Raw genomic sequence first — 21,998 nt, 5'->3', positions numbered from 1 at the left:
GGAAGCCGTGATGAAGAAAACCCTTCTCTGCGCGGCGGCCGGCGCCGCCGCACTGGCGCCGCTCGCGGCGCATGCGCAGAGCGCCGGCAGCAACGTCGTCACGCTGGGCTGGTTCCACGTGATGCCGCAGCAGAGCAGCACGCCGATGACGACCAACGTCGCGCCGACGCCGATCAACACGCCGCTGCGGCTGCCGCCGTCGTTCACGTCGCCGGGCACCGGGTTGCGCACGAGCGGCGCCGACACCGTCGGCCTGACGATCAGCCACTTCCTGACCGACCATATCGCGGTCACGTCGGTGGCCGGCGTGCCGCCGGTGTTCAAGGTGTCGGGCCAGGGCACGATCAAGCCGCCCGGCCCGGCCGGCGCGCTCGGCACGCAGAACATCGGGCTGGCATCGGTCAACCCGATCGTGAAGAGCGTGCGGCAGTGGAGCCCGGCCGTGCTGCTGCAGTACTACTTCGGGCAGGCGACCGCGAAGTTCCGGCCGTTCCTCGGCCTCGGCGTGTCGTACAACTGGTTCAGCGACCTGCAGCTCAACACGAACTTCATCAAGCAGACGCAGGACAACCTCGGCGCGATTCTCGCGGCGGGCGCGGGCAAGCCGGGGACGACATCGGTGGAGGCGAAGGCGTCGTCGTCATGGCAGCCGGTGTTCAACGCGGGCCTGCAGTACAACATGACCGAGCATTTCGGGCTGATCGCGTCGGTGACGTATATCCCGCTGAAGACGACGTCGACGGTGACGATCAAGGCGGCCGACGGTTCGGTGCTCGCAGAGTCGAAATCGGACCTGAAGGCCGACCCGATCATCAGCTACGTCGGGATGACGTACAAGTTCTGAGCCCGGCGACGGACGACGAATGGAAAGAATGGAACGCCGCGGCAAAATCGCAGGCAAAAAAAAGCCCGCCTAAGAGGCGGGCTGAATCCATATCAGAGGAGACATGGAGGAGACAGGTGCCACTATAGCGAATCGGTTTCCGCAATGCAACATTTCCGTAGAGAAAATAAGGATTTTCCCTCGAACGCCGGCTCTAAATCGCTTCGCTGGCTTCTGACCCCTTCCCGATCTCCCCGTCCAGCACCTCGGCCAGCGCGTCGCGCAGCAGCGCGACGGGCCGCACCAGGCGGCCCGGCAGCGCGCCGTGCACGATCCATACGTTGATCCGCGTCTCCAGCCCCGCCGTTTCCACCACCCTCAGCGCATCGCGATGCGCGCTGCGCGCCAGCGCGTTCGGCGGCGCGATCCCGATGCCGGCGCCGCGCGCGACGAGCGACAGCTGCAGCTCCGAGCCGAATGCCTCGACCGCGACGTCGAACGGCAGTCCGGCCGCGCCGAGCGCGCGGCTCAGCGCCGAGCGCATCCCGCAGCCGTCCTGGCTCAGCACCCACGGAAAACCCGACAGCGTGTCGAGCGACAGCGGACCGTCCGGCAGCGGAAAGTCGCGCGCGGCGACGAGCACCGTCGGTTGCGTGGCGAGCAGCGTCGCGGTGAACGCGTCGGGCAGCACCGCGCTCGCCGGCACCATCACGGCCGCGACGTCGAGCGTGCCGCGCTCGATGCCCTGCATCAGCGCCGGCGACCAGCCGGCCGTCACGCGCAGCGTCAGGCGCGGGAACGCGTCGCGCAGCCGGTCAATCGGCCGCTCGAGCGCCAGCTCGGACAGGAACGGCGGGACGCCGATGCGTAGCTCGCCCGACGGCTCGCTGTCCGGCGCACCCGCCGCCATCAGTTCGTCGACCGCGCCCAGCACGTTGCGCGCGAGCGCATAGACGTCGCGCCCGGCGGCGGTCGGCTTCAGCGGCTTGCTCTGTCGTTCGAGCAGCGGCATGCCGAGCAGCGTTTCGAGATTCTGCACGCGCCGCGTCAGGCCCGGCTGCGTCAGGTGGAGCTTCGCAGCCGCGGCGACCATCGACCCGCTGTCGACCACCGCGACGAACGCCAGGAGATCACGCGTATTCAAAACAAACTCGCATAATCATATTAGACATATTTCAATTGTCGCATAAACATCCGCCGCCTACGATGGGAAGTCCTTCGCCCCACACCCCAGGCTTCCGATGAACTGCCCTGCCGACTCCTGTCCCGCCGCCGTTCGCACGCCCGTCGACGCGCCGCCCGCGCTGAGCGCGGGCATGACGCTGTTCTTCGCCGCGACGGTCGGCGTGATCGTGATGGACCTGTTCGCCGCGCAACCGCTGACAGGCCCGATCAGCGCCGACCTGCACCTGCCGGCGGGCCTCGCCGGCCTCGTCGCGATGCTGCCGCAACTCGGCTACGCGGCCGGGCTCGTGTTGCTCGTGCCGCTGGTCGACCTGCTCGAGAACCGCCGCCTGATCGTCGCGACGCTCGTTGCATGCGCGGCTGCGCTCGCGCTGTCCGCGTTCACGCGGTCGGGCTCCGTGTTCCTGCTGGCGACGCTCGCAGCCGGCGCCGCGTCGAGCGTGATCCAGATGCTGGTGCCGATGGCCGCGTCGATGGCGCCCGAAGCGCAGCGCGGCCGCGCGGTCGGCAACGTGATGAGCGGGCTGATGCTCGGCATCCTGCTGTCGCGGCCGCTCGCGAGCCTGATCGCGGGCTCGGCCGGCTGGCGCGCGTTCTACGCGCTGGCCGCGCTCGCGAACGCGGCGATCGCCGTCGTGCTCGCGCTGCGCCTGCCGTCGCGCACGCCGTCGATCACGGCCGGCTATCGCGCGCTGCTCGCGTCGATGGGGCGCCTGCTCGCCGACGAACCGGTGCTGCGCCGGCATGCGCTGTCAGCCGCGCTCGCGATGGCCGCGTTCAGCGCGTTCTGGACCGCCGTCGGGCTGCGGCTCGCGCAGCCGCCGTTCGGCCTCGACCTGCACGGGATCGCGCTGTTCGCGTTCGCCGGCGCCAGCGGCGCGATCGTCACGCCGCTCGCCGGCCGCGCCGGCGACCGCGGATACGGCCCGGCCGCGCAGCGGATCGCGCACGGCACGATGCTCGCGGCGCTCGTCGTGCTCGGCATCGCGGGCGCCGGCTGGTTCGGCTTCGACGCGCATGCACATCGCGGTCTCGCACTGGCGCTGCTCGCCGGCGGCGCGGTGCTGCTCGACGCGGGTGTCATCGTCGACCAGACGATCGGCCGCCGCGAGATCAACCTGCTCAACCCGGCCGCGCGCGGGCGCCTGAACGGGCTGTTCGTCGGGCTGTTCTTCGTCGGCGGCGCGCTCGGCGCGGCGCTCGCGGGCAGCGCGTGGGCATCGGGCGGATGGAGTGCGGTGTGCGGCGTCGGGTTCACGTTCGCCGGTGCGGCCGCCGCATTCGGCCTCTCGGCCGGGCGCCTGGCCGGCGCGGCGGCGTCGACTCGCCCGCGTGCATGAGCGAACGTGAAGCGGACGCAAATCGGGATAGGGGCGGTCAGGCAGCCTGACCGATCCCCTCCCACACCACCCGGCATGCGGGTCCGCACCGGGCGGTTCGAGCAGTTGAGGTCATGAGAGTCGAGGCACGCCGAGACGGTCGAAGTAGGCGATCGGCATCGCTCGATTCAACCGCAGGCGGCTGTTATGCCACCAACTGCAGCTGTTTGCGGCCACCTTGCGAGCGTCCGCTTCCGAGGCGCCGAGCGCCAACAACTCCCGATACATCGTCGTGCCCCGACGCCAGTGCTTGAGCTGCATCGCGCGCAGCCGGTGTCTGATCCACTCGTCGAGTGCGCGGAACACCTTGGGCGTCTGCGCCAGCTGGAAGTACGCCTTCCACCCCAGTAAGTACGCCCGTAGTCGCTCCACACTCTGCGGCAGGCTACGTCCGCCCGAGCGGCGAGTCAGCTCCCGGATGCGCTGCTTGAAGGTCTCCAACGCCTTTCGGGCCACCGTGCATTTGACTCGGCCTCCGGCACTACGCAGCAACGCGTAGCCCAGGAACTTGCGTCCGTGCGCGGCCACTACCGCCGTCTTGGCTTCGTTCACCTTCAGGTGAAGTCGATCATAGCGCTTACGCAAGCCATCCAGCACCCGTTCGCCCGCCCGACGACTGCACACGTATACGTTGCAATCATCGGCGTAACGCACGAAGCGATGACCCCGCTTCTCCAATTCACGATCCACCTCGTCCAGCAGCACATTGGCCAGTAGTGGCGACAGCGGCCCGCCTTGCGGCGTGCCTTCGTGGCGCTCCATGACCACCCCGCCATCCATGATCCCGGCCACAAGGTAATGGCGAACCAGCCGCAGCACGGCCTTGTCCGCGATCCGCCTCGACAGCCTTTCCATCAGAATGTCGTGATTGACCCGATCGAAGAACTTCTCCAGATCCACATCGACCACCACCCGGTAGCCGTCCTGCACATGCCGTTGGGCCATCAGCACCGCGTCACGCGCACGACGCCCCGGCCGGAAGCCGTAGCTGTGTTCTGAGAAGGTCGGGTCAATGATGGGCTGCAAGACTTGCAGCAGGGCTTGCTGGATCAGTCGATCCGTCACCGTCGGAATCCCCAGTTCACGCATCCCGCCACCAGGCTTCGGAATCTGGACGCGCCGCACCGGCTGGGGCCGGTAGCTTCCCTCCAGTAACGCTTCCCGAATCCGGGGCCAGTGCGTCTTCAGGGCCTCCGCCGTTTCGGCGATCGACTTCCCATCCACCCCGGCACTGCCGCGATTGGCTTTGACGCGTTTCCACGCCATCACCAGATTCGCTCTCGCGAGCGCCTGCGCAAGCAGGTCATCTCGCCCTGAACCTCCGGTTTCGAATCGCGCCGGCCGTGCTTCATCACGCACTACTTCAGGCTCGGCTTCACCTCGCCTTCCCGCATTGCGCCCCGCACTCGCGGGCTTCTGATGCACTGCACGTTCGAGCGACACGGCCTTCGGCCCTCCTACTCGTTCGGCCCTTCGCCCACAACCGGCAGCTACTACGGCCTCTGCTGACTTCTCGCTCCGGCTTACCACCGTCGCCCTTTCAGGCATGAGGCGAGATCTCCCCAGGTAAGAACGCACTCCTTCGCTGCACAACCGCCGGATTTACGCCACTTCGCCTTGATCACAAGAGCTTCGCGGCTCTTTGCCCGCTCGCCCTGCTCGGCAGCGCCTTCTATCCGATTCTTGTCCATCGGCTCGCAGCTTACGCTCCACGCTTCCTCCCCACGCTCGGTCACCCTCACGCAGTTGCGCTTCGCTTCATTCGCTGTGATCAACTCATGGCGAGACTTTCACTCGCAGGAGTGCGCCCATGCTGGGCGCACAAAGACGAACGCCCCGCCCCCTTGCGAGGGACGGGGCGTTCGGCGCGCCTGAGTCAGCCCGGGATCAGTGACGGACCAGCGCCATCATCGCGCCGAAGCCGACGAACAACCCGCCCGTCAGCCGGTTGAAGATCTTCGCGACGCTCTGGCTCTTCAGCGTCGCGCCGATGCGCGTGCCGAACGATGCATAGACGAGGTACCAGCTCACCTCGATCACCGCGAACGTGACGACGAGGATGCCGAACTGCGGCAGTGTCGGCTCGGCCGCGTTGATGAACTGCGGCAGCAGCGCGGCCGCGAACAGGATCGCCTTCGGATTGCTGCCCGCGACCAGGAAGCCGTTGCGGAACAGTACCCAGCGCGATGCCGACGCAGCCTGGCGCGACACGGTTTCGACGTCGGCGGCCGACGGCGCATCGTCGACGCGCGCCCGCCACGCCTTCACGCCGAGATAGATCAGGTAGGCCGCGCCCGCGAAGCGCAGCGCGTTGAACATCGTCGGCCACGCTTCGAGAAACACGCCGAGGCCCGCCGCCGATACCGACAGCATCAGCACCAGCGCGCTCAGGCAGCCGGCCATCGTCGCCGACGAGCGCCGCAGCCCGTGCCGCGCGCCATGCGTCATCACGAGCAGCATGTTCGGGCCCGGAATCGCCGACACGACGAACACCGTCGCCACGAAAAGCCACCACGTATGCAAGTTCATGCCCGCCTCTGCGTGAAAGAAAGTAGAAAGACGAAACGCCGATTATGCCGTGCGCGCCGCGCTCCTGTCGCGCCCGGGATCAACGGCCCGCGCGGCGCAGCGCGACTTCGCCGAGCACCGCGAAATCCTGCTCGCCGCCGCCGTGCGCGAGCGCATCGAGCAGGCTGTCGCGCACGACGCTCGCCACCGGCAGCGGCACCGACGTGGCGTCGCCGGCCTCCAGCGCGAGCCGGACGTCCTTCAGCCCGAGGCGCGCCTTGAAGCGCGCGGGCTCGTAGCGACGCTCGGCGATCATCGAGCCGTAGCCTTCGTAGACGGGCCCCGGAAACACGCTGCTCGTGATCACGTCGAGGAAGTCGCGCATCGCAACGCCGTGTGCGCCCAGCAGCGCGGACGCCTCGCCGAGCGTCTCGATCGCCGACGCGAGCGTGAAGTTCGCCGCGATCTTCGCGACGTTCGCGTGCTGCGGCAGCGAACCGAACCGCCAGGTCTTCTGGCCGATCGCGTCGAACAACGGCTGCACGCGGTCGATCGCCTCGGCCGGGCCGCCCGCCATGATCGTCAGGCGTGCGGCGGCCGCGACGTCGGGCCGCCCCATCACCGGCGCGGCGACGTAATCGATGCCGCGCGACGCGTGCGCATGCGCGAGCGATTCGGCGAGCGCGACCGACACCGTCGCCATGTTCACGTGGATCAGGCCGCGCGGCGCCTGCGCGAGCAGCGCGTCGTCGAACACGGCGCGCGCGGCCGCGTCGTCGCCGAGCATCGAGAACACGGCGTCGCCGCGAAATGCGTCGGCCGGCGTGTCGACGATCTGCGCGCCGAATGCCGCGAGCGGCTCGGCCCGCTCGCGCGACCGGTTCCAGACCCGCACCGTGTGCCCCGCCTTCAGCAGGTTCGTCGCGATCGCCTGCCCCATTTCGCCCAGCCCGATAAACCCAAGATCCATTGCCCGCTCCTTCGCTCCGTGAAGCCGCGAGTTAAACACAGATGCCGGCCGTCTGCAGCGCCTGCCGCCGGCCGGGCGCGGTGCGATACTGCACGGATGGCGACCGCGACCTTCCGCTTCCACGGCGAACTGAACGCCTTTCTCCCGCGCGCGCAGCGCGACCGCGCGTTCGGGCACGCGTGCGCGCGCGATGCGACGGTGAAGCATGCGATCGAGGCGCTTGGCGTCCCGCATACCGAAATCGGCCGGCTCCGCGTGAACGACGCGCCGGCCGCGCTCGACCGGCCGCTCGACGACGGCGACCGTGTCGAAGCCTTTCCGGAGCGCGCGCAGCCGGCGGTAAACGGTGCAACCGCGCCGAAACCGGAACAATGGCGCTTCGTCGCCGACGCGCATCTCGGCGGCCTCGCGCAATTGCTGCGCCTCGCCGGCTTCGACACCTGCTACGACAACCACTACCGCGACGACGAGCTCGCGGCGCTCGCCGGCCGCGAGGGCCGGGTCGTGCTGACCCGCGACCGCGAGCTGCTCAAGCGGCGCGCGGTCGCGCGAGGCTGCTACCTGCACGCGGTGCAGCCGGCCGACCAGTTGCGCGAACTGTTCGAACGGCTCGATCTCGCGCCGCACATGCGGCCGTTCCGGCTGTGCCTGCGCTGCAATGCGCCGCTGCATCCGCTCGACGCGGAGGCCGCCGCGCCGCACGTGCCGGACGGGGTCCGGCAGCGGCACCGGCGCTTTGCCGCGTGCGACGTTTGCCGGCGCGTGTTCTGGGAAGGCTCGCACTGGCGGCGCATGCGTTCGGTGGTCGACGCGATGCGCGCGCCGGCGCCGCCGGCCGGCCCCGGCGACGCCTGAAAAAACAAAACCCCGCATGCCGGAGCATGCGGGGTTTTTCGACGGGCGGCCGGCAGCGCCGGCCCCGGGCGAATCGCTTAGTTCTGCGTGCCCTTGTCGTTCGTGCCTGCAGCCGAAGCAGCAGCAGCCTTCGCCTTGCCCTTCGCCGAACCGTGGGTCTTCAGCTGGTGCTTCGGCTTGCTGTGATCCTTCTTCGCCGGTGCGGAAGCGGGAGCCGCACCGACTGCCGGCGACGACGCCGACTCCTGTGCGAATGCCGAAACCGATGCGAGTGCGAATGCTGCGGTCATGATCGAAGCGAGCGTCTTCTTCATTGTTCTTCCTTTAGCGGAGAAAAAGTCAAACGTACCGGTGAGAGATGCGAGGCATTCGCATCGGAACGCCAGTCGCGCCGGGATTTCCGGTCGCCGCCGGGCGACCGGCTTGCGCCGTTTCGCCGCGGCAAAGACTGACGTACTGGCTCCATAACGCGCCGCCTTCGCGGCAAGTTGACACGCGGCTTGCGCCTCTCGGGTTTTCCCCGACGACGTCGGTTTCCGGCCGCCCCGGCATGCGTATCCGGCATCGCGCGGCCCGTCCGCCGGCAGCCGCGGCGGCCCGGCAAACCGGCTCTCGCGCGCTGCCCCGCGACGCTATACTGGGCGTCCATCCGTCCCTTTCCCCGGAAACCGGATCGCGGCCGGTCGCCAGACCGCCGCCGTCGCGAGGCGCTCAAATTGCCCGATCACAATCTGGACAAACTGAAAATCGACCGGCGTCCGATCGCACCGGTGCCACGGCGGCGCCGGTGGGTCCGCTATGCGGTCGCCGCCGCGCTCGTCATCGTCGCGATCGTCGCCGGCGTCGCGCTCACCGGCCGGCCGACGGTCGAAACCACGTCCGTCACGTCCGCCTACCCGTACCAGAACGACACGCAGCTCAATGCGACCGGCTACGTCGTGCCGCAGCGCAAGGCCGCGGTCGCGTCGAAGGGCCAGGGGCGCGTCGAATGGCTCGGCGTGCTCGAAGGCACGCGTGTGAAGAAGGACGAGATCATCGCGCGCCTCGAAAGCCGCGACGTCGAGGCGTCGCGGGCACAGGCGCTCGCCCAGGCGAAGGTCGCCCGCGCGAACCTCGGCGTGCAGCAGGCCGAGCTGAAGGACGCCGAAATCGCGTTGCGCCGCACCGCGGTACTCGCGCCGAAGGGCGCCGTGCCGGCCGCGCAGCTCGACATCGACACGGCCCGCGTGAACAAGGCGCGCGCGTCGCTCAACAGCGGCGAAGCCGCGATCGCGTCCGCCGACGCCAATGCGCAGGCCGCGCAGGTCGCGGTCGACCAGACGGTGATCCGCGCGCCGTTCGACGGCATCGTGCTCGCGAAGCATGCGAACGTCGGCGACAACATCACGCCGTTCTCGTCCGCATCGGACAGCAAGGGCGCAGTCGTGACGATCGCCGACATGGACACGCTCGAAGTCGAGGCCGACGTCGCCGAATCGAACATCGCGAAGATCCGCGCCGAGCAGCCGTGCGAGATCCAGCTCGACGCGCTGCCCGACCTGCGCTTCGCGGGCCGCGTGTCGCGCATCGTGCCGACCGTCGACCGCTCGAAGGCCACCGTGCTCGTGAAGGTGCGCTTCGTCGACCGCGACGACCGCGTGCTGCCCGACATGAGCGCGAAGATCGCGTTCCTGTCGAAGCCCGTGTCGGCGCAGGACCGGCAGCCCGTGACGGCCGTGCAGGCGAGCGCGGTCGTCGAGCGCGACGGCCGGCCGGTCGTGTTCGTCGTGAAGGACGACACCGTGCGCGCGGCGGCCGTGACCACCGGCATGCGAATCGGCGAGCTGGTCGCGATCCGCGGCGTGAAACCCGGCGATACGGTCGTGCTCGCGCCGGGCGCGAAGCTGAAGGACGGCGCGAAAGTGGCCGTCGCGAAGAAGTAGCGCCAGCGTGAACGACGCGCCGCCGCCCCTCGTCGAGATCAGCCACGTCGCGAAGTCGTACCGGCGCGGCAACCAGATCGTGCCCGTGCTGACCGACATCACGCTCGATATCGGCGAAGGCGACTTCGTCGCGCTGATGGGGCCGTCGGGTTCCGGCAAGAGCACGCTGCTGAACCTGGTGGCCGGCATCGACCGGCCCGACAGCGGCGAGCTGCGCGTAGGCGGCCTCGACATCTCGCAGCTCGCGGAGGCGCAGCTGGCCGAATGGCGCGCGGCGAACGTCGGCTTCATCTTCCAGTTCTACAACCTGATGCCCGTGCTCACCGCGTTCGAGAACGTCGAGCTGCCGCTGATGCTCACGCACCTGTCGCGCCGCGAGCGGCGCGAGCGCGTCGAACTCGTGCTCGACATGGTGAACCTCGGCGACCGGATGACCCATTACCCGTCCGAGCTGTCGGGCGGCCAGCAGCAGCGCGTCGCGATCGCGCGTGCGCTGATCACCGATCCCGTGCTGATCGTCGCCGACGAGCCGACCGGCGACCTCGACCGCGCGTCGGCCACCGACGTGCTCGCGATGCTGCAGCGGATGAATGCCGAGCTCGGCAAGACGATCATCATGGTGACCCACGACGCGCACGCGGCCGACGCCGCGCGATCGGTCGTGCATCTGGAAAAAGGGGAGCTGATCGATGGGCACGCCGGCTGACCGGCTGCGGGAGCGCGCGCGATGTACGTGCTGAAGCTGATCGCGCGCAACGCGCTGCGGCACCGGCTGCGCACGCTGCTGACCGTGCTCGGGCTCACGATCGCGGTGCTGGCGTTCGGGCTGCTGCATACCGTCGTCGACGCGTGGTACGCGGGCGCGGCCGCCGCGTCCAGCGGACGGCTCGTCACGCGCAATGCGATCTCGCTGGTATTTCCGCTGCCGGTCAGCTACGAGAACCGGATACGCGGCATCGACGGCGTGACGGCCGTGGTCCGCTCGAACTGGTTCGGCGGCATCTACCGCGACCCGAAGAACTTCTTCGCGAGCTTCGCGGTGTCGGAGAACTATCTCGACCTGTATCCGGAATTCATCATCCCGGCGCAGCAGCGCGCCGACTACAACCGCGACCGCCGCGGCTGCCTGGTCGGGCGCCAGCTCGCGACGCAGTTCGGCTTCAAGATCGGCGACGTGATCCCGCTGAAGGGCACGATCTATCCCGGTACGTGGGACTTCGTCGTGCGCGGGATCCTCGATGGCCGCGACGATTCGACGATCACACGCCAGATGGTGTTCCACTGGGACTACCTGAACGAGACGGTACGGAAGCGCACGCCGAAACAAGCCGACCAGGTCGGCGTATTCGTGCTCGGCGTCGCGAACCCGGACGACGGCGCGACGATCGCGCGCAACGTCGACGCCGTGTTCAAGAACTCGCTCGCCGAGACGCTGACCGAGACCGAGCAGGCGTTCCAGCTCGGCTTCGTCGCGATGTCGAACCAGATCATCGCGGCGATCCGCCTGGTGTCGTACGTGGTGATCCTGATCATCATGGCCGTGATGGCCAACGCGATGGCGATGAGCGCGCGCGAACGCACGGCCGAATACGCGACGTTGAAAGCGCTCGGCTTCGGGCCCGGCTTCCTCGCGCTGATCGTGTTCGGCGAATCGGTCGTGATCGCGGTGGCCGGCGGCGGGCTCGGGATCCTCGCGACGCCGCCCGCCGCGAGCCTGTTCAAGCAGGCGGCCGGTGGCATCTTCCCGGTGTTCAGGGTGTCGGCCGAGACGGTCGTGCTGCAGGCCGCGTGCTCGGTCGCGGTCGGCGTCGCGGCCGCGATCGTGCCGGCGTGGCAGGCGGCGCGCGTGCGCGTCGTCGAAGGCCTGCGGGCGATCGGGTAGGCACGCGCATGACGATCCCGCTTACCTACATCGCGCGCAACCTGTGGACCAGGCGGCTCACCACCGCGCTCACCGCGGGCGGGATGGCGCTCGTGATCTTCGTGTTCGCGACGGTGCAGATGCTCGACGCGGGGCTCACCCAGACGCTCGTGTCGACCGGCGAACCCGACAACGCCGTGGTGATCCGCAAGGGCGCCGAGACCGAGATCCAGAGTTCGATCGACCACCAGCAGGCCAACGCGCTCGAGATGCACCCGGCCGTCGCGCTCGGCCCCGACGGCCGGCCGCTCGTGTCGAAGGAAGCCGTGGTGCTGATCTCGCTCGTGAAGACGTCGAGCGGCAAGCCGTCGAACGTCGTGATCCGCGGCGTGTCGCCGTCCGGCCTCGCGCTGCGCCCGCACGTGAAGCTGGCGGCCGGCCGCATGTTCGCGCCCGGCTCGTCGGAAATCATCGTCGGCAGCGCGATCGCGAAAGGCTTCAGCAGCACGCAGCTCGGCGACAGCCTGCATTTCGCGCAGCGCGACTGGACCATCGTCGGCATCTTCGACGCGGGCGGCAGCGGCTTCGATTCGGAGATCTGGGGCGACGTCGACCAGCTGATGCAGTCGTTCCGGCGCACCAGCTATTCGTCGATGGTGCTGCGCATCCCGAGCGCCGACGGCTTCGCGCGCTTCAAGGCCGACATCGACGTCGACCCGCGGCTGACCGACGAGGCGAAGCGCGAGCAGACCTTCTACGGCGACCAGTCGAAGGCGCTGTCGAAGTTCATCAACATCCTCGGCATCACGCTGTCGACGATCTTCTCGATCGCCGCGATGATCGGCGCGATGATCACGATGTATGCGTCGGTCGCGAACCGCGTCGCCGAGATCGGCACGCTGCGCGCGCTCGGCTTCAAGCGCATGAGCGTGCTCGCCGCGTTCCTGCTGGAAGCGCTGCTGCTCGGCTTCGTCGGCGGCGTCGCGGGGCTCGCGTGCGCGTCGCTGATGCAGTTCGCGTCGTTCTCGACGACCAACTTCCAGACCTTCGCGGACCTGTCGTTCCGTTTCGTGCTGACGCCCGCGATCGTCGTGAAGACGCTGATGTTCTCGCTCGTGATGGGGCTCGTCGGCGGATTCCTGCCGGCAATGCGCGCCGCGCGGCTGAAGATCGTCGACGCGCTGCGCGCGCAGTGACGCGCACGGCCGCTCAGCGCACGCGCGGCACCCACGCGCCGTGGAAGCCGGCCGGCACGCGGCGCGGCAGGTGCACGGTCGCGACCGGCCCCGCATCGATCGCGCGCGCATCGAGGATCACGACGTCGCTCGTATCCGTCGCCGCGCGGTAGACCATCACCAGCAGCCAGCCGTCGTCTTCGTCGACGCCGCCCGGGCGCGGCACGAACACGGGCTCGCCGTTCTGGTCGCCGGCCGGCACCGCGTAGCGCGTCGTCGTGCCGCGCGTGTGGTCGAAGCGCATCACGCCGCGCATTTCCGTATTGTTCGGCTGCTCGGCCGCATACACATAGCGGTAGCGGCGCCCCGTCCGGCTTTCGTTGATCCGCGGCAGCTCGATGCCGCCGTCGTCGAGCGGCCCTTCGTCGATCAGCCCGTTCGCCGTATCGATCACGTAGCGCCACAGCTCGCCGACCGGGTTGTCGGCGAAGCGGCCCGTACGCGCGTCGAGCCGCAGGTACCACGGATAGCGCACCGCATCGAGCACGATGCACGATTCGTCGCAGTCGTACGCGTTCACGACGTGCTGGATGAAGCACGGCTCGATGCCGAACCAGCGCACGTCGCCGCCGTGGCGCGCGATCACGCCGATGCGCGCGGCCCGGTCGTCGTGCCAGCGCAGCGGCATCCGGTGGCCGTCTTTCAGCATCGAGAAGTCGTAGCCGACGTTCAGGTCGAGCAGCAGGCTGCGGGTTTCCGTGATCGCGAGGTCGTGCATCATCGACGGCGCGGGCACGTCGAGCGCGATATCGACGCGCTGCACGCCCTGCGCGTCGACGACGCCGTAGCGCAGCCACGGCGCGCGCCAGTCCGCACGAAACGCGATCAGTTCGCCCGTTTCCGGATCGACCTTCGGATGCGCGGTCATCCCGCCGTCGAAACCCGCATGCCGCTCCGACACGCCGCGCGAATCGAGCGCGGCGGTGATCGCGAACGGCGCGCCGCCCTCCGCCAGCGCGAGCAATTCGCCGGCGTGCTGCAGCACGTTCACGTTCGGATTGGTGTCCGGCAGATGCGGCGCCTGCGCGGGCGCATGCACGGCGGCCCAGCGGCGCGTGCGCGCCCAGCGGTTCCGGTAGCCGGCCGCGCGGCCGTGTTCGAACGCGATCGCGTGCAGCATCGCGGCTTCCGGCCACCACGACAGCACGTCGTTCCCTTCGAAGCGGCCGCCCGGCGGATTCGGGCCGTTGCGCAGCAGCGTGCCGTCGAGTTCGCTCGGGATGGCGCCGGTCACGCGCAGGTCGACGAGATCGACCTCGTCGGCGACCGGCGCGATCGCGCCGCGGTTCAGATCGAATGTGGTCATCGCGTCGGACGTTCCGTCAGCAGTCTTCGGTGGACGGCGGCAGGTCGCCGCGCGCCAGCGCGAGCGCATGGCCGCGTATGTCGTCCGGCCATCCGGCGACCAGCTCGGCCAGCCGTACCGCGTCGTTCGCGTACAGCGCCCGCGCAGCCTCCTCGAAACCGGGCAGGTCGCCCGCCATCGCCGACATGAAGTGGTACGCGCGCGCCTGCGCGTCGCGGCGCCGGTCGGCCTCCGCATGCGTGCGCCGCGCGTCCTCGACGAGCTTGCGCAGCGCGACGGACGCGCCGCCCGGCTGCGCGCCGAGCCATTCCCAGTGACGCGGCAGCAGCGTGACCTCGCGCGACACGACGCCGAGCTTCGGCCGGCCGCGGCCGCGCTGCTCGCCCGCGCCGGCCGGCTCGCCGGCCGCACCCGACGCGTCGGCCGGCGGCGGCGCATAGCGCGCGCGGATATCGTCCGCCGTGCCGCGCAGGTCGAGGTCGATCGTGCGGCCTGTCGCATCGTCGAAGATCAGGATCGTGCCGGACGTTGCATCGCCGGCTTGCCGGACCGCGAGTGCGACCGTCGCGAGCGGGCCCGACGCGAGCCGCCGGTGGCCGTCGAAGGCCGTGTACGAAGGAAGGAGCGTGGAAGTTGTCATCGTGGTCGCCCGCAGGCAGGAATCGGAATGGCGCTATTTTTATCCGGGTATAAATTGGATGTCAATATCATCCGGGTAAAAATATCGCCAGCCCCCCCCCACCCTTTGGGCGATCGCGTTGCGCGATCAGATCGTCCGGAGCGGAATCGCCAGGCCGTGCGCGCTTGCGAGCACGTCGTCGAGCGACACATGTCCTTCGAACGCCAGCGACGCCGGCAGCGGCAGGTTTTCCTCGACTGCGTGCGCGAAGCGCACGCCTGCGTCGTCGGCGAGCTGCGCACGCAGCGCGGCGATGCGTGGAAACGCGTCGCGCTCGAACACCGCGTGATAGTCGGCCCAGCGGGCGAGCCCGGCGAAGTATGCGTCGGCCAGCGTGCGCTGCGCGCCCAGCAGCCATGGGCCCTCGCCTCGCGCGAGCAGCGCCTCGAGCTGCCGGTGCGCCTTCAGCACCTTGCCGCGGCCGTATGCCTGCAAGGCCGCTTTCTCGGCGCCTTCGCTGCCGTGTTCGTACACATGCCAGAGCGCGCCGAACGCGCTGAAGAACGTCGTGTTCAACCAGGCCAGCATCCGGTTCAGCCGGTCGAAATCCACGCTGCCCTGGCGGAACGCGAGGCCGCTGTCGAGCGCCTGCACGCCGATGTGGCCGAGGATCGCGAGGCTTTCGGTCAGCACGTCGCCGTTTGCGGTCACGAACGCCGGCGTCTCGGCGACGGGGTTCAATGCGAGGAACGCGTCGCTCGTCACGAGGCCCGGCATCGTGATGCGCGACAGCCGGTACGGGTGGCCGGCCCATTCGAGCGCGACGATCGAGCCGAACGAGCAGCCGGCGGGAACGCCGTAGAGAAGGATCGGGGACATCGGGGTATTCCGCGGAAAGTTGAACGAGCGGTCATGCTCCCACGGCGAACGATGACGCAGTAGCCGCTAGAATCGAAACCCGTCGTTTCTTTTTGTGGACGCTGACAGTGAATCTGAACGATCTCTATCTGTTCGTGCAGGCGGTCGACGCAGGCAGCATGTCGGCGGCCGCGCGCCGGCTCGACCTGCCGAAATCGACGGTGAGCAAGCGCGTTGCCGAGCTCGAGCGCACGCTCGGCGCGCGGCTCGTGCATCGCACGTCGCGCAGCTTCCGGCTGACGCCGGTGGGCGCCGAGTTCTTCGACCATGCGCGCGCGGCCGTGATCGAGGCCGAAAGCGCGCGCGACGCGGTGCTGCGGCAGGCCGCCGAACCGGCCGGCATCGTGCGTATCACGAGCTCGGTGCCGGTTGCGCAGCACATCCTCGCGCCCTGCCTGCCGGCGCTGGCCATCGCGCACCCGAAGCTGCTGCTGCAGATTCACGCGAGCGACCGCCTCGTCGACATCGCTCAGGAAGGATTCGACATCGCGGTGCGCAGCCATTTCGCCCCGCTCCCCGATTCCGCGCTCGTGCAACGACCGCTCGCGACGTCGCCGATCATCGTCGTTGCGTCGCCGGGCTATCTCGCGCGTGCCGGCACACCGGACGAACCGGCCGACCTCGCGCGGCACGACGGGCTCCATCCGGGCCAGCAGCCGTGGCGGCTGCAGCGCGGCGGCGACACCGTCGACGTGGCGCCGCGCATCCGCCTGCTGGCCGACGAATCGACACTGCTGCTGCAGGCTGCGATGGCCGGCATCGGCATGGCCTGCCTGCCCGACTGGATCGCTGGCGATGCACTTGCGTCCGGCGCGCTCGCGCGCGTGCTGCCCGGCTGGCGGGCGGGCACCGTCACGACGACGCTGCTGATGCCGCACCGGCGCGGCCAGTTGCCCGGCGTGCGCGCCGCCGTCGAGTTTCTCGTGCGGCACGTGGAGCGCCATCATGGCGCCGGGGTGGACGGCGCGCGCGCCCGAGCGATCGAATGACTCGATCGATTCAAATGCTGAATCGATCAAATCAGCAATTGGCATGAAAGCGCAAATATCGACATGACAGAATGGCCCGGACGTCCTGCCTGCATCGGCGTCCGGCGCCCGGCCTCCGGCCGGCGGCACCTGCACCCATAACGCGCGCACCCGACGCGCCTGCCGCACGACGGCAACCTTCCGCCTTTCGGAGGAGACAGTCATGAATCCGCTTCAAGCGCTGCCGGCGTCCGCGTCGGCAACGGCCCGGCGCACGCGCGTGCGCTGGCTCGTGCTGGCCGTCCTGTTCGCGGTCACGACGATCAACTACGCGGATCGCGCGGCGATCGCGATCGCAGGACCGAGCCTCGCCCGCGCGCTGCACCTGAGCCACGTGCAGATCGGCTTCATCTTCTCCGCGTTCGGCTGGTCGTACGTGGTCGCGCAACTGCCGGGCGGCTGGCTGCTCGACCGCTACGGGTCGCGCATCGTCTACGCGTTCAGCATCTTCTTCTGGTCGCTGTTCACGCTGCTGCAGGGCGCGATCGGCTTCTTCGGCGGCGCGGCCGCGTTCGCACTGCTGTTCGGGCTGCGCTTCCTGGTCGGCGCGGCCGAGGCGCCGTCGTTTCCGGCCAACAGCCGGATCGTGTCCGCGTGGTTCCCGGCCGCCGAGCGCGGCACCGCGTCGGCGATCTTCAACGCCGCGCAGTACGCGGCGACCGTCGTGTTCGCGCCGCTGATGGGCTGGCTCGTGCACGCGTTCGGCTGGCAGTCGGTGTTCGCGGTGATGGGCGTACTCGGCTTCGCGTTCGTCGCGGTGTGGAACCGCACGATGTACGACCCGAAGGACCACCCGAACATCAACCGCGCGGAACTCGACTATCTCGCCGAAGGCGGCGCGCTCGTCAACATCGACCAGGCGACGGGCGCGCACGGCGGCGGCCCGTCGATGCGTCACGTGAAGGCGCTGCTGAAGAGCCGAATGCTGATCGGCGTGTACGTCGCGCAGTACTGCATCAACGCGCTCACCTATTTCTTCATCACGTGGTTTCCGGTCTATCTCGTGCAGGCGCGCGGGATGTCGATCCTCAACGCGGGGCTCGTCGCGTCGATCCCGGCCGTGTGCGGGTTCCTCGGCGGGATTCTCGGCGGCGTCGTGTCCGACGCGCTGCTCAGGCAGGGCCGCTCGCTGTCGGTCGCGCGCAAGGTGCCGATCGTGCTCGGCATGCTGCTGTCGATGTCGATGATCGTCTGCAACTACACCGATTCGCACGTGCTCGTCGTGCTGTTCATGGCGCTGTCGTTCTTCGGCAAGGGGCTCGGCGCGCTCGGCTGGGCCGTCAACGCGGACACCGCGCCGCGCCAGATCGCGGGGCTGAGCGGCGCGCTGCTCAACACGTGCGGCAATCTGTCGAGCATCACGACGCCGATCGCGATCGGCTATATCGTCGACCGCAGCGGCTCGTTCAACGGCGCGCTCGTCTATGTCGTCGCGCACGCGCTCGTCGCCGTGATCTGCTACCTGTTCGTCGTCGGCGAGATCCGCCGCGTCGAGCTTCATTGAACGGCGCGGGCCGCGCCGGCGCGTCCGGCAGCCCGCGCGCCACCGGAACCAGGAGCGAACCGATGTCCGAATCCCGCCGTGCCGGCACCCCGCGCGTCACGCGCATGCAGGTGATTCCCGTCGCCGGCCGCGACAGCATGCTGCTCAACCTGTGCGGCGCACACGCGCCCTACTTCACGCGCAACCTCGTGATCCTCGACGACAGCAGCGGGCACACCGGCGTCGGCGAAGTGCCGGGCGGCGAAGGGATCCGCCATGCGCTCGAGCGCATGACGGATCTCGTGGTCGGCCAGTCGATCGGACGCTACCAGGCGACGCTCAACGCAGTGCGCGCGGCGCTGTCCGGCGCGGGTGCAGGTGCGGGCCGCACGATCCGGCACGAGGTGACGTCGGCCGGCGAAGCGGCCGTGCTGCGCCAGCCGCACGAGATCAACCTGCGGCTCGACAACGTGATCACCGCGATCGAGGCCGCGCTGCTCGACCTGCTCGGTCAGCATCTCGACGTGCCGGTCGCGGCGCTGCTCGGCGAAGGCCAGCAGCGCGACGCGGTGCCGATGCTCGCGTACCTGTTCTACATCGGCGACCGGCGCCGCACCGATTTGCCGTATCGCGACGAGACGCACGCATCGGACGCGTGGTTCCGGCTGCGCAACGAAGCGGCGCTCACGCCGGCCGCGATCGCGCGGCAGGCCGAGGCCGCGGTCGAGCGCTACGGCTTCGCCGACTTCAAGCTGAAGGGCGGCGTGATGGCCGGCGCCGACGAGATGGAAGCGATCGCGGCGATCAAGGTGCGTTTCCCGGACTCGCGCACGACGCTCGACCCGAACGGCGCATGGTCGCTCGACGAGGCCGTCGCGCTGTGCCGCGGGCAAGGCCACCTGCTCGCGTACGCCGAGGATCCTTGCGGGCCGGAAGGCGGCTATTCGGGCCGCGAGGTGATGGCCGAATTCCGCCGCGCGACCGGCATTCCGACCGCGACCAACATGATCGCGACCGACTGGCGGCAGATGGATCATGCGGTGCGGCTGCAGGCGGTCGACATCCCGCTCGCCGATCCGCATTTCTGGACGATGCAGGGCTCGGTGCGGCTCGCGCAGCTGTGCCGCGACTGGGGGCTCACGTGGGGCTCGCACTCGAACAACCACTTCGACGTGTCGCTCGCGATGTTCACGCATGCGGCGGCCGCCGCGCCCGGCACGATCACCGCGATCGACACGCACTGGATCTGGCAGGAAGGCGACGCGCGGCTCACGCGCGAGCCGCTCGCGATCGTCGGCGGCAAGGTGGCCGTGCCGGAGCGGCCGGGGCTCGGGATCGAGCTCGACATGGCGCAGGTCGAGGCCGCGCATGCGCTGTACAACGAGGTGGGCGGCACTGCGCGCGATGACGCGGTCGCGATGCGCTATCTCGTGCCGGGGTGGACGTACGATCCGAAGCGGCCGAGTTTCGGGCGGGGATAAGAACGGCGATACGTTCGCGTCGCGCCGAAACGCCCGCCCGCCGCGCTTCGTCACGGACAGGCGGATGGCGGCGTGTGCGCGCCGGGTTCGAACGATCGCGCTCGCTATCAACCGCGCGGCACGGGCAGCGCGGCCACGCCATCGGCGATGCTGTGCGCGATTCGATCGGCGTACGCGAGCTCCGGATCGAGCCCCGGGTCGTAGATGGTGAAGTCGATCCCCGCGATACGGCCCGACGCGACGAGCGGACCGAGCAACGCGTCGAGCCCGTCGAAGTCCAGCCCCGGCGAACCGGGCGAATCCACGGCCGGAAGCTGCGCCTGATCGAGTACGTCGAGATCGACGTGCAGCCAGGTTCGCCCGAGCGAGCGCCGATGCAGCCAGTCGACCAGCTCGCCGGCGACGACGCCGGGCCCGCGCGCCAGCAACTGCTGGATCGTCACGCGCGTGATCGCGGTGCGAACGATATCGCCATACGCAGCCTCGAAGGCGTCGGTTTCGGCATCGCGCTCGCCGATCTGGCACGCGTCGAGATCGTCGACGAGCGGGCCGTCGAGATCCGGCCAGCAGGTCAGCAGCGGCTCCCCTCGCCCGGTCGCCAGCGCGAGATCCATCCCCGCCGCGGAACCGAGCCGCTGCGCGGTGTCGTAGTTGCCGGGATGGAAGAAATCGCTGTGCCCGTCGACGTGGACCAGCCCCCTGCCGCCGGCCCGCCGGTTGCCCAGCAGGCATCCGAGCAGCACGCTGCAATCGCCGCCGAGCACGACCGGAAACGCGTGCCGCCCGAGCGCATCGACGACATACCCGGCCAGTTCGAGCGAGAAGTCGCGGATCGACACGCCGTTGCGAATGCGCGTGCCGGACTGCGGCTCGAATGCGTAGGCGGGATGCGCGAGCCACGACACGCGCGCGCCGAGACGCGCGGCGAGGCCGGTGGCCAGCAGCACCTCGGGGCCGCGCCAGGTCTCGGGCTCGCGGCCGGCCGCGTTCGGCCGCAGGCCGAGGCTGCTGGGCGCGGCGATGAACTCGACCGGGCGAGCGACGCCGGTTTGCGGATGCCCGTCCCGCAGGTCGGGTGAAGCGGTCGACACCGTCATGATTTCTCCTCGCACGATCGCCGGCCCGCCGGGTGTGCTAACCTTTTAAAGTGTTTTGAAAGGTTAGCATCGATTTACCCCATGTCCAACACGTCAGCGGCGATGGAAGCCCATACGTTCGTGGCCCGCGATTTCGTTGGCGGCCACCTGGCCCTCGACTTCGTGAATACGGTGACCGGTCGCGATCGGGCGCCGCGCGACTGGCTGCCCGACTACGACGCCTGGCTCGCATGGCTGGCCGCGCCGTCGACCCTGCCCGCGCGCGACCTGAAGCAGCTCGCGGCCCGCGCGGCCGAAGCGCCGGCCGCGGCCGACCGCGCGCTGCGCGACGCCAAGCGCCTGCGTGAAGCGCTGTTCGGCATCTTCGGCGCGCTCGTGCATGAAGTCGCACCGGTCGCGGCGGATCTGGAAACGCTGGAGCAGGCATGGCGACGTGCAATCAACGGCCGGCGGCTGGTCGCGATCGAAGGGCGCGTCGCATTCAGCGACCCACCCGACACGGCAGGCGTGGTGGACCTGCATCTGCCCGCCCACCGAATCGCGCTCGGCGCCGTGACGCTTCTCGAAGCGTTGCCGAGTGGGCGGCTGCGGATGTGCGCAGGATCGAATTGCGCGTGGCTGTTCATCGACAGTTCCAAGACGGGACGCCGCAAGTGGTGCGACATGGCGACCTGCGGCAACGTCGCGAAGGCCCGACGGCACTACCGCGCGGTGAAGCGTGCGCCGGCCGGATCGGCACGCGGGCGCGACGCGATCAATGAATAGGATCGAGGCTGCCGGGTGCGGTCGCCCCATGCAGAGCGCCCTGAAAACAAAAAGGGCTCGGTTTTGCGACCGAGACAGGACGGAAGTTCTTGCACTCGGCGGGTACCATCTTCCTGCACTTGAGCTCTCGCCCGTCAAGGCGTTCCCGCAGCAGAGTGTTGGCGCGTGACGCACATCTTTTTGCACTTGGTCAGGGCTGCTCCGATATCTCCGCTCTATGTTCTTTCAAAGAGGTGCGGATCGAACGAAGCGATACTGCGCTGCTCCGGGGAAGTCGGGATGTGTCATCACGTCCGGCTTAGGCAAGCCCAGAGGTGGGTACGGAAGAAATCAGCACCGCGCCGCACGACGTTTTATGACCGTCGAACGACGCTGGGGCGCCCTCCACATCAAAACCTGCCTCACCATCGACGATCACAACCTCGCCATGCAGCGGGCACGTACAGCGATCTCCCTGGCGCGCGACAGCGCGCCCCATGACTTCACTGTTCGCGGCACCGGTCTCCACACGACCACCGTGGCTATGCACGTCGCCTACACGAATGATGCCGCGCATGGATGCT

Annotated in this window: 21 protein-coding genes; 11 read left to right on the top strand and 10 right to left on the bottom strand. The window is 69.2% G+C overall.

Annotated features, from left to right (window positions below; all coding sequences use genetic code 11):
- The first annotated feature begins 10 nt into the window (after window positions 1–10).
- Window positions 11–844 carry an OmpW/AlkL family protein gene (locus tag MRS60_RS01270; protein ID WP_034183948.1) on the top strand — a complete coding sequence of 278 codons (834 nt, stop codon included), beginning with the start codon at window positions 11–13 and terminating at the stop codon, window positions 842–844.
- Window positions 845–1,037: 193 nt separating this feature from the next.
- Here the strand turns inward: MRS60_RS01270 and MRS60_RS01265 are convergent, their stop codons facing one another.
- A complete protein-coding gene (locus tag MRS60_RS01265; RefSeq protein ID WP_034183947.1) occupies window positions 1,038–1,967 on the bottom strand; it encodes a LysR family transcriptional regulator in 930 nt (309 codons plus the stop codon).
- Between the two features lie 97 nt (window positions 1,968–2,064).
- On the opposite strand from MRS60_RS01265, the gene MRS60_RS01260 reads away from it, so the two are divergent.
- The gene (locus MRS60_RS01260) at window positions 2,065–3,348 is read left to right on the top strand and encodes an MFS transporter (protein ID WP_243565117.1); all 1,284 of its coding nucleotides are present in this window, start codon (window positions 2,065–2,067) and stop codon (window positions 3,346–3,348) included.
- Between the two features lie 111 nt (window positions 3,349–3,459).
- Here MRS60_RS01260 and ltrA read toward each other — a convergent pair whose 3' ends face one another.
- The 3 genes from ltrA to MRS60_RS01245 all read right to left on the bottom strand — a co-directional run bounded on the left by ltrA (window position 3,460) and on the right by MRS60_RS01245 (window position 6,865).
- Window positions 3,460–4,830 (bottom strand): group II intron reverse transcriptase/maturase, encoded by a 1,371-nt coding sequence (ltrA, locus tag MRS60_RS01255; RefSeq protein WP_243565116.1) that lies wholly within the window; start codon window positions 4,828–4,830, stop codon window positions 3,460–3,462.
- Between the two features lie 444 nt (window positions 4,831–5,274).
- Complete coding sequence (locus tag MRS60_RS01250) at window positions 5,275–5,916, bottom strand: LysE family translocator (RefSeq protein WP_034183945.1); 642 nt, start codon at window positions 5,914–5,916, stop codon at window positions 5,275–5,277.
- Between the two features lie 79 nt (window positions 5,917–5,995).
- Entirely contained in the window at window positions 5,996–6,865 is an 870-nt protein-coding gene (locus MRS60_RS01245; protein ID WP_034183944.1) for an NAD(P)-dependent oxidoreductase, read from the bottom strand.
- 96 nt (window positions 6,866–6,961) lie between these two features.
- On the opposite strand from MRS60_RS01245, the gene MRS60_RS01240 reads away from it, so the two are divergent.
- On the top strand, window positions 6,962–7,720 hold the full coding sequence (locus MRS60_RS01240; RefSeq protein WP_243565115.1) for a Mut7-C ubiquitin/RNAse domain-containing protein: 759 nt from the start codon (window positions 6,962–6,964) through the stop codon (window positions 7,718–7,720).
- Window positions 7,721–7,797: 77 nt separating this feature from the next.
- Here the strand turns inward: MRS60_RS01240 and MRS60_RS01235 are convergent, their stop codons facing one another.
- Window positions 7,798–8,034, bottom strand: coding sequence for a hypothetical protein (locus MRS60_RS01235; RefSeq protein WP_034183942.1), 237 nt, complete (start codon window positions 8,032–8,034; stop codon window positions 7,798–7,800).
- A 402-nt stretch (window positions 8,035–8,436) separates the two neighbouring features.
- Here MRS60_RS01235 and MRS60_RS01230 point away from each other — a divergent pair, with 402 nt between their 5' ends.
- The 4 genes from MRS60_RS01230 to MRS60_RS01215 are packed head-to-tail and all read left to right on the top strand — an operon-like array spanning window position 8,437 to window position 12,699.
- Entirely contained in the window at window positions 8,437–9,642 is a 1,206-nt protein-coding gene (locus MRS60_RS01230) for an efflux RND transporter periplasmic adaptor subunit (protein ID WP_034183941.1), read from the top strand.
- Between the two features lie 7 nt (window positions 9,643–9,649).
- Window positions 9,650–10,348: an ABC transporter ATP-binding protein gene (locus MRS60_RS01225; RefSeq protein ID WP_034183940.1), complete on the top strand. Its 699-nt coding sequence runs from the start codon at window positions 9,650–9,652 to the stop codon at window positions 10,346–10,348.
- Window positions 10,349–10,369: 21 nt separating this feature from the next.
- The gene (locus tag MRS60_RS01220; RefSeq protein WP_131948796.1) at window positions 10,370–11,524 is read left to right on the top strand and encodes an ABC transporter permease; all 1,155 of its coding nucleotides are present in this window, start codon (window positions 10,370–10,372) and stop codon (window positions 11,522–11,524) included.
- A gap of 8 nt (window positions 11,525–11,532) precedes the next feature.
- Window positions 11,533–12,699: an ABC transporter permease gene (locus MRS60_RS01215; protein WP_217590163.1), complete on the top strand. Its 1,167-nt coding sequence runs from the start codon at window positions 11,533–11,535 to the stop codon at window positions 12,697–12,699.
- A gap of 13 nt (window positions 12,700–12,712) precedes the next feature.
- On the opposite strand, the gene MRS60_RS01210 is transcribed toward MRS60_RS01215, so the two are convergent.
- The 3 genes from MRS60_RS01210 to MRS60_RS01200 form a co-directional block, all read right to left on the bottom strand.
- Window positions 12,713–14,044, bottom strand: coding sequence for a carotenoid oxygenase family protein (locus MRS60_RS01210; RefSeq protein WP_243565114.1), 1,332 nt, complete (start codon window positions 14,042–14,044; stop codon window positions 12,713–12,715).
- Window positions 14,045–14,060: 16 nt separating this feature from the next.
- Entirely contained in the window at window positions 14,061–14,684 is a 624-nt protein-coding gene (locus MRS60_RS01205; RefSeq protein WP_243565113.1) for a DUF2239 family protein, read from the bottom strand.
- 126 nt (window positions 14,685–14,810) lie between these two features.
- Complete coding sequence (locus MRS60_RS01200) at window positions 14,811–15,542, bottom strand: glutathione S-transferase family protein (RefSeq protein WP_243565112.1); 732 nt, start codon at window positions 15,540–15,542, stop codon at window positions 14,811–14,813.
- A gap of 107 nt (window positions 15,543–15,649) precedes the next feature.
- Here MRS60_RS01200 and MRS60_RS01195 point away from each other — a divergent pair, with 107 nt between their 5' ends.
- The 3 genes from MRS60_RS01195 to MRS60_RS01185 all read left to right on the top strand — a co-directional run bounded on the left by MRS60_RS01195 (window position 15,650) and on the right by MRS60_RS01185 (window position 19,573).
- Entirely contained in the window at window positions 15,650–16,570 is a 921-nt protein-coding gene (locus MRS60_RS01195) for a LysR family transcriptional regulator (protein ID WP_243565111.1), read from the top strand.
- Window positions 16,571–16,772: 202 nt separating this feature from the next.
- A complete protein-coding gene (locus MRS60_RS01190; protein ID WP_034183933.1) occupies window positions 16,773–18,113 on the top strand; it encodes an MFS transporter in 1,341 nt (446 codons plus the stop codon).
- Window positions 18,114–18,175: 62 nt separating this feature from the next.
- Window positions 18,176–19,573 carry an enolase C-terminal domain-like protein gene (locus tag MRS60_RS01185; RefSeq protein WP_131948790.1) on the top strand — a complete coding sequence of 466 codons (1,398 nt, stop codon included), beginning with the start codon at window positions 18,176–18,178 and terminating at the stop codon, window positions 19,571–19,573.
- 107 nt (window positions 19,574–19,680) lie between these two features.
- Here MRS60_RS01185 and MRS60_RS01180 read toward each other — a convergent pair whose 3' ends face one another.
- Complete coding sequence (locus MRS60_RS01180; protein WP_243565110.1) at window positions 19,681–20,670, bottom strand: arginase family protein; 990 nt, start codon at window positions 20,668–20,670, stop codon at window positions 19,681–19,683.
- A gap of 81 nt (window positions 20,671–20,751) precedes the next feature.
- Here MRS60_RS01180 and MRS60_RS01175 point away from each other — a divergent pair, with 81 nt between their 5' ends.
- Window positions 20,752–21,435 carry a CGNR zinc finger domain-containing protein gene (locus MRS60_RS01175; RefSeq protein ID WP_243565109.1) on the top strand — a complete coding sequence of 228 codons (684 nt, stop codon included), beginning with the start codon at window positions 20,752–20,754 and terminating at the stop codon, window positions 21,433–21,435.
- A 298-nt stretch (window positions 21,436–21,733) separates the two neighbouring features.
- On the opposite strand, the gene MRS60_RS01170 is transcribed toward MRS60_RS01175, so the two are convergent.
- On the bottom strand, window positions 21,734–21,991 hold the full coding sequence (locus MRS60_RS01170) for a PAAR domain-containing protein (RefSeq protein ID WP_081938585.1): 258 nt from the start codon (window positions 21,989–21,991) through the stop codon (window positions 21,734–21,736).
- Window positions 21,992–21,998 lie beyond the last annotated feature (7 nt).

It is taken from the genome of Burkholderia pyrrocinia, from assembly GCF_022809715.1.
Taxonomy (GTDB): Bacteria; Pseudomonadota; Gammaproteobacteria; order Burkholderiales; family Burkholderiaceae; genus Burkholderia; species Burkholderia pyrrocinia_C.
Note: the sequence above shows the minus strand (reverse complement) of the source record. Positions and strands in the feature narration are given on the sequence as shown.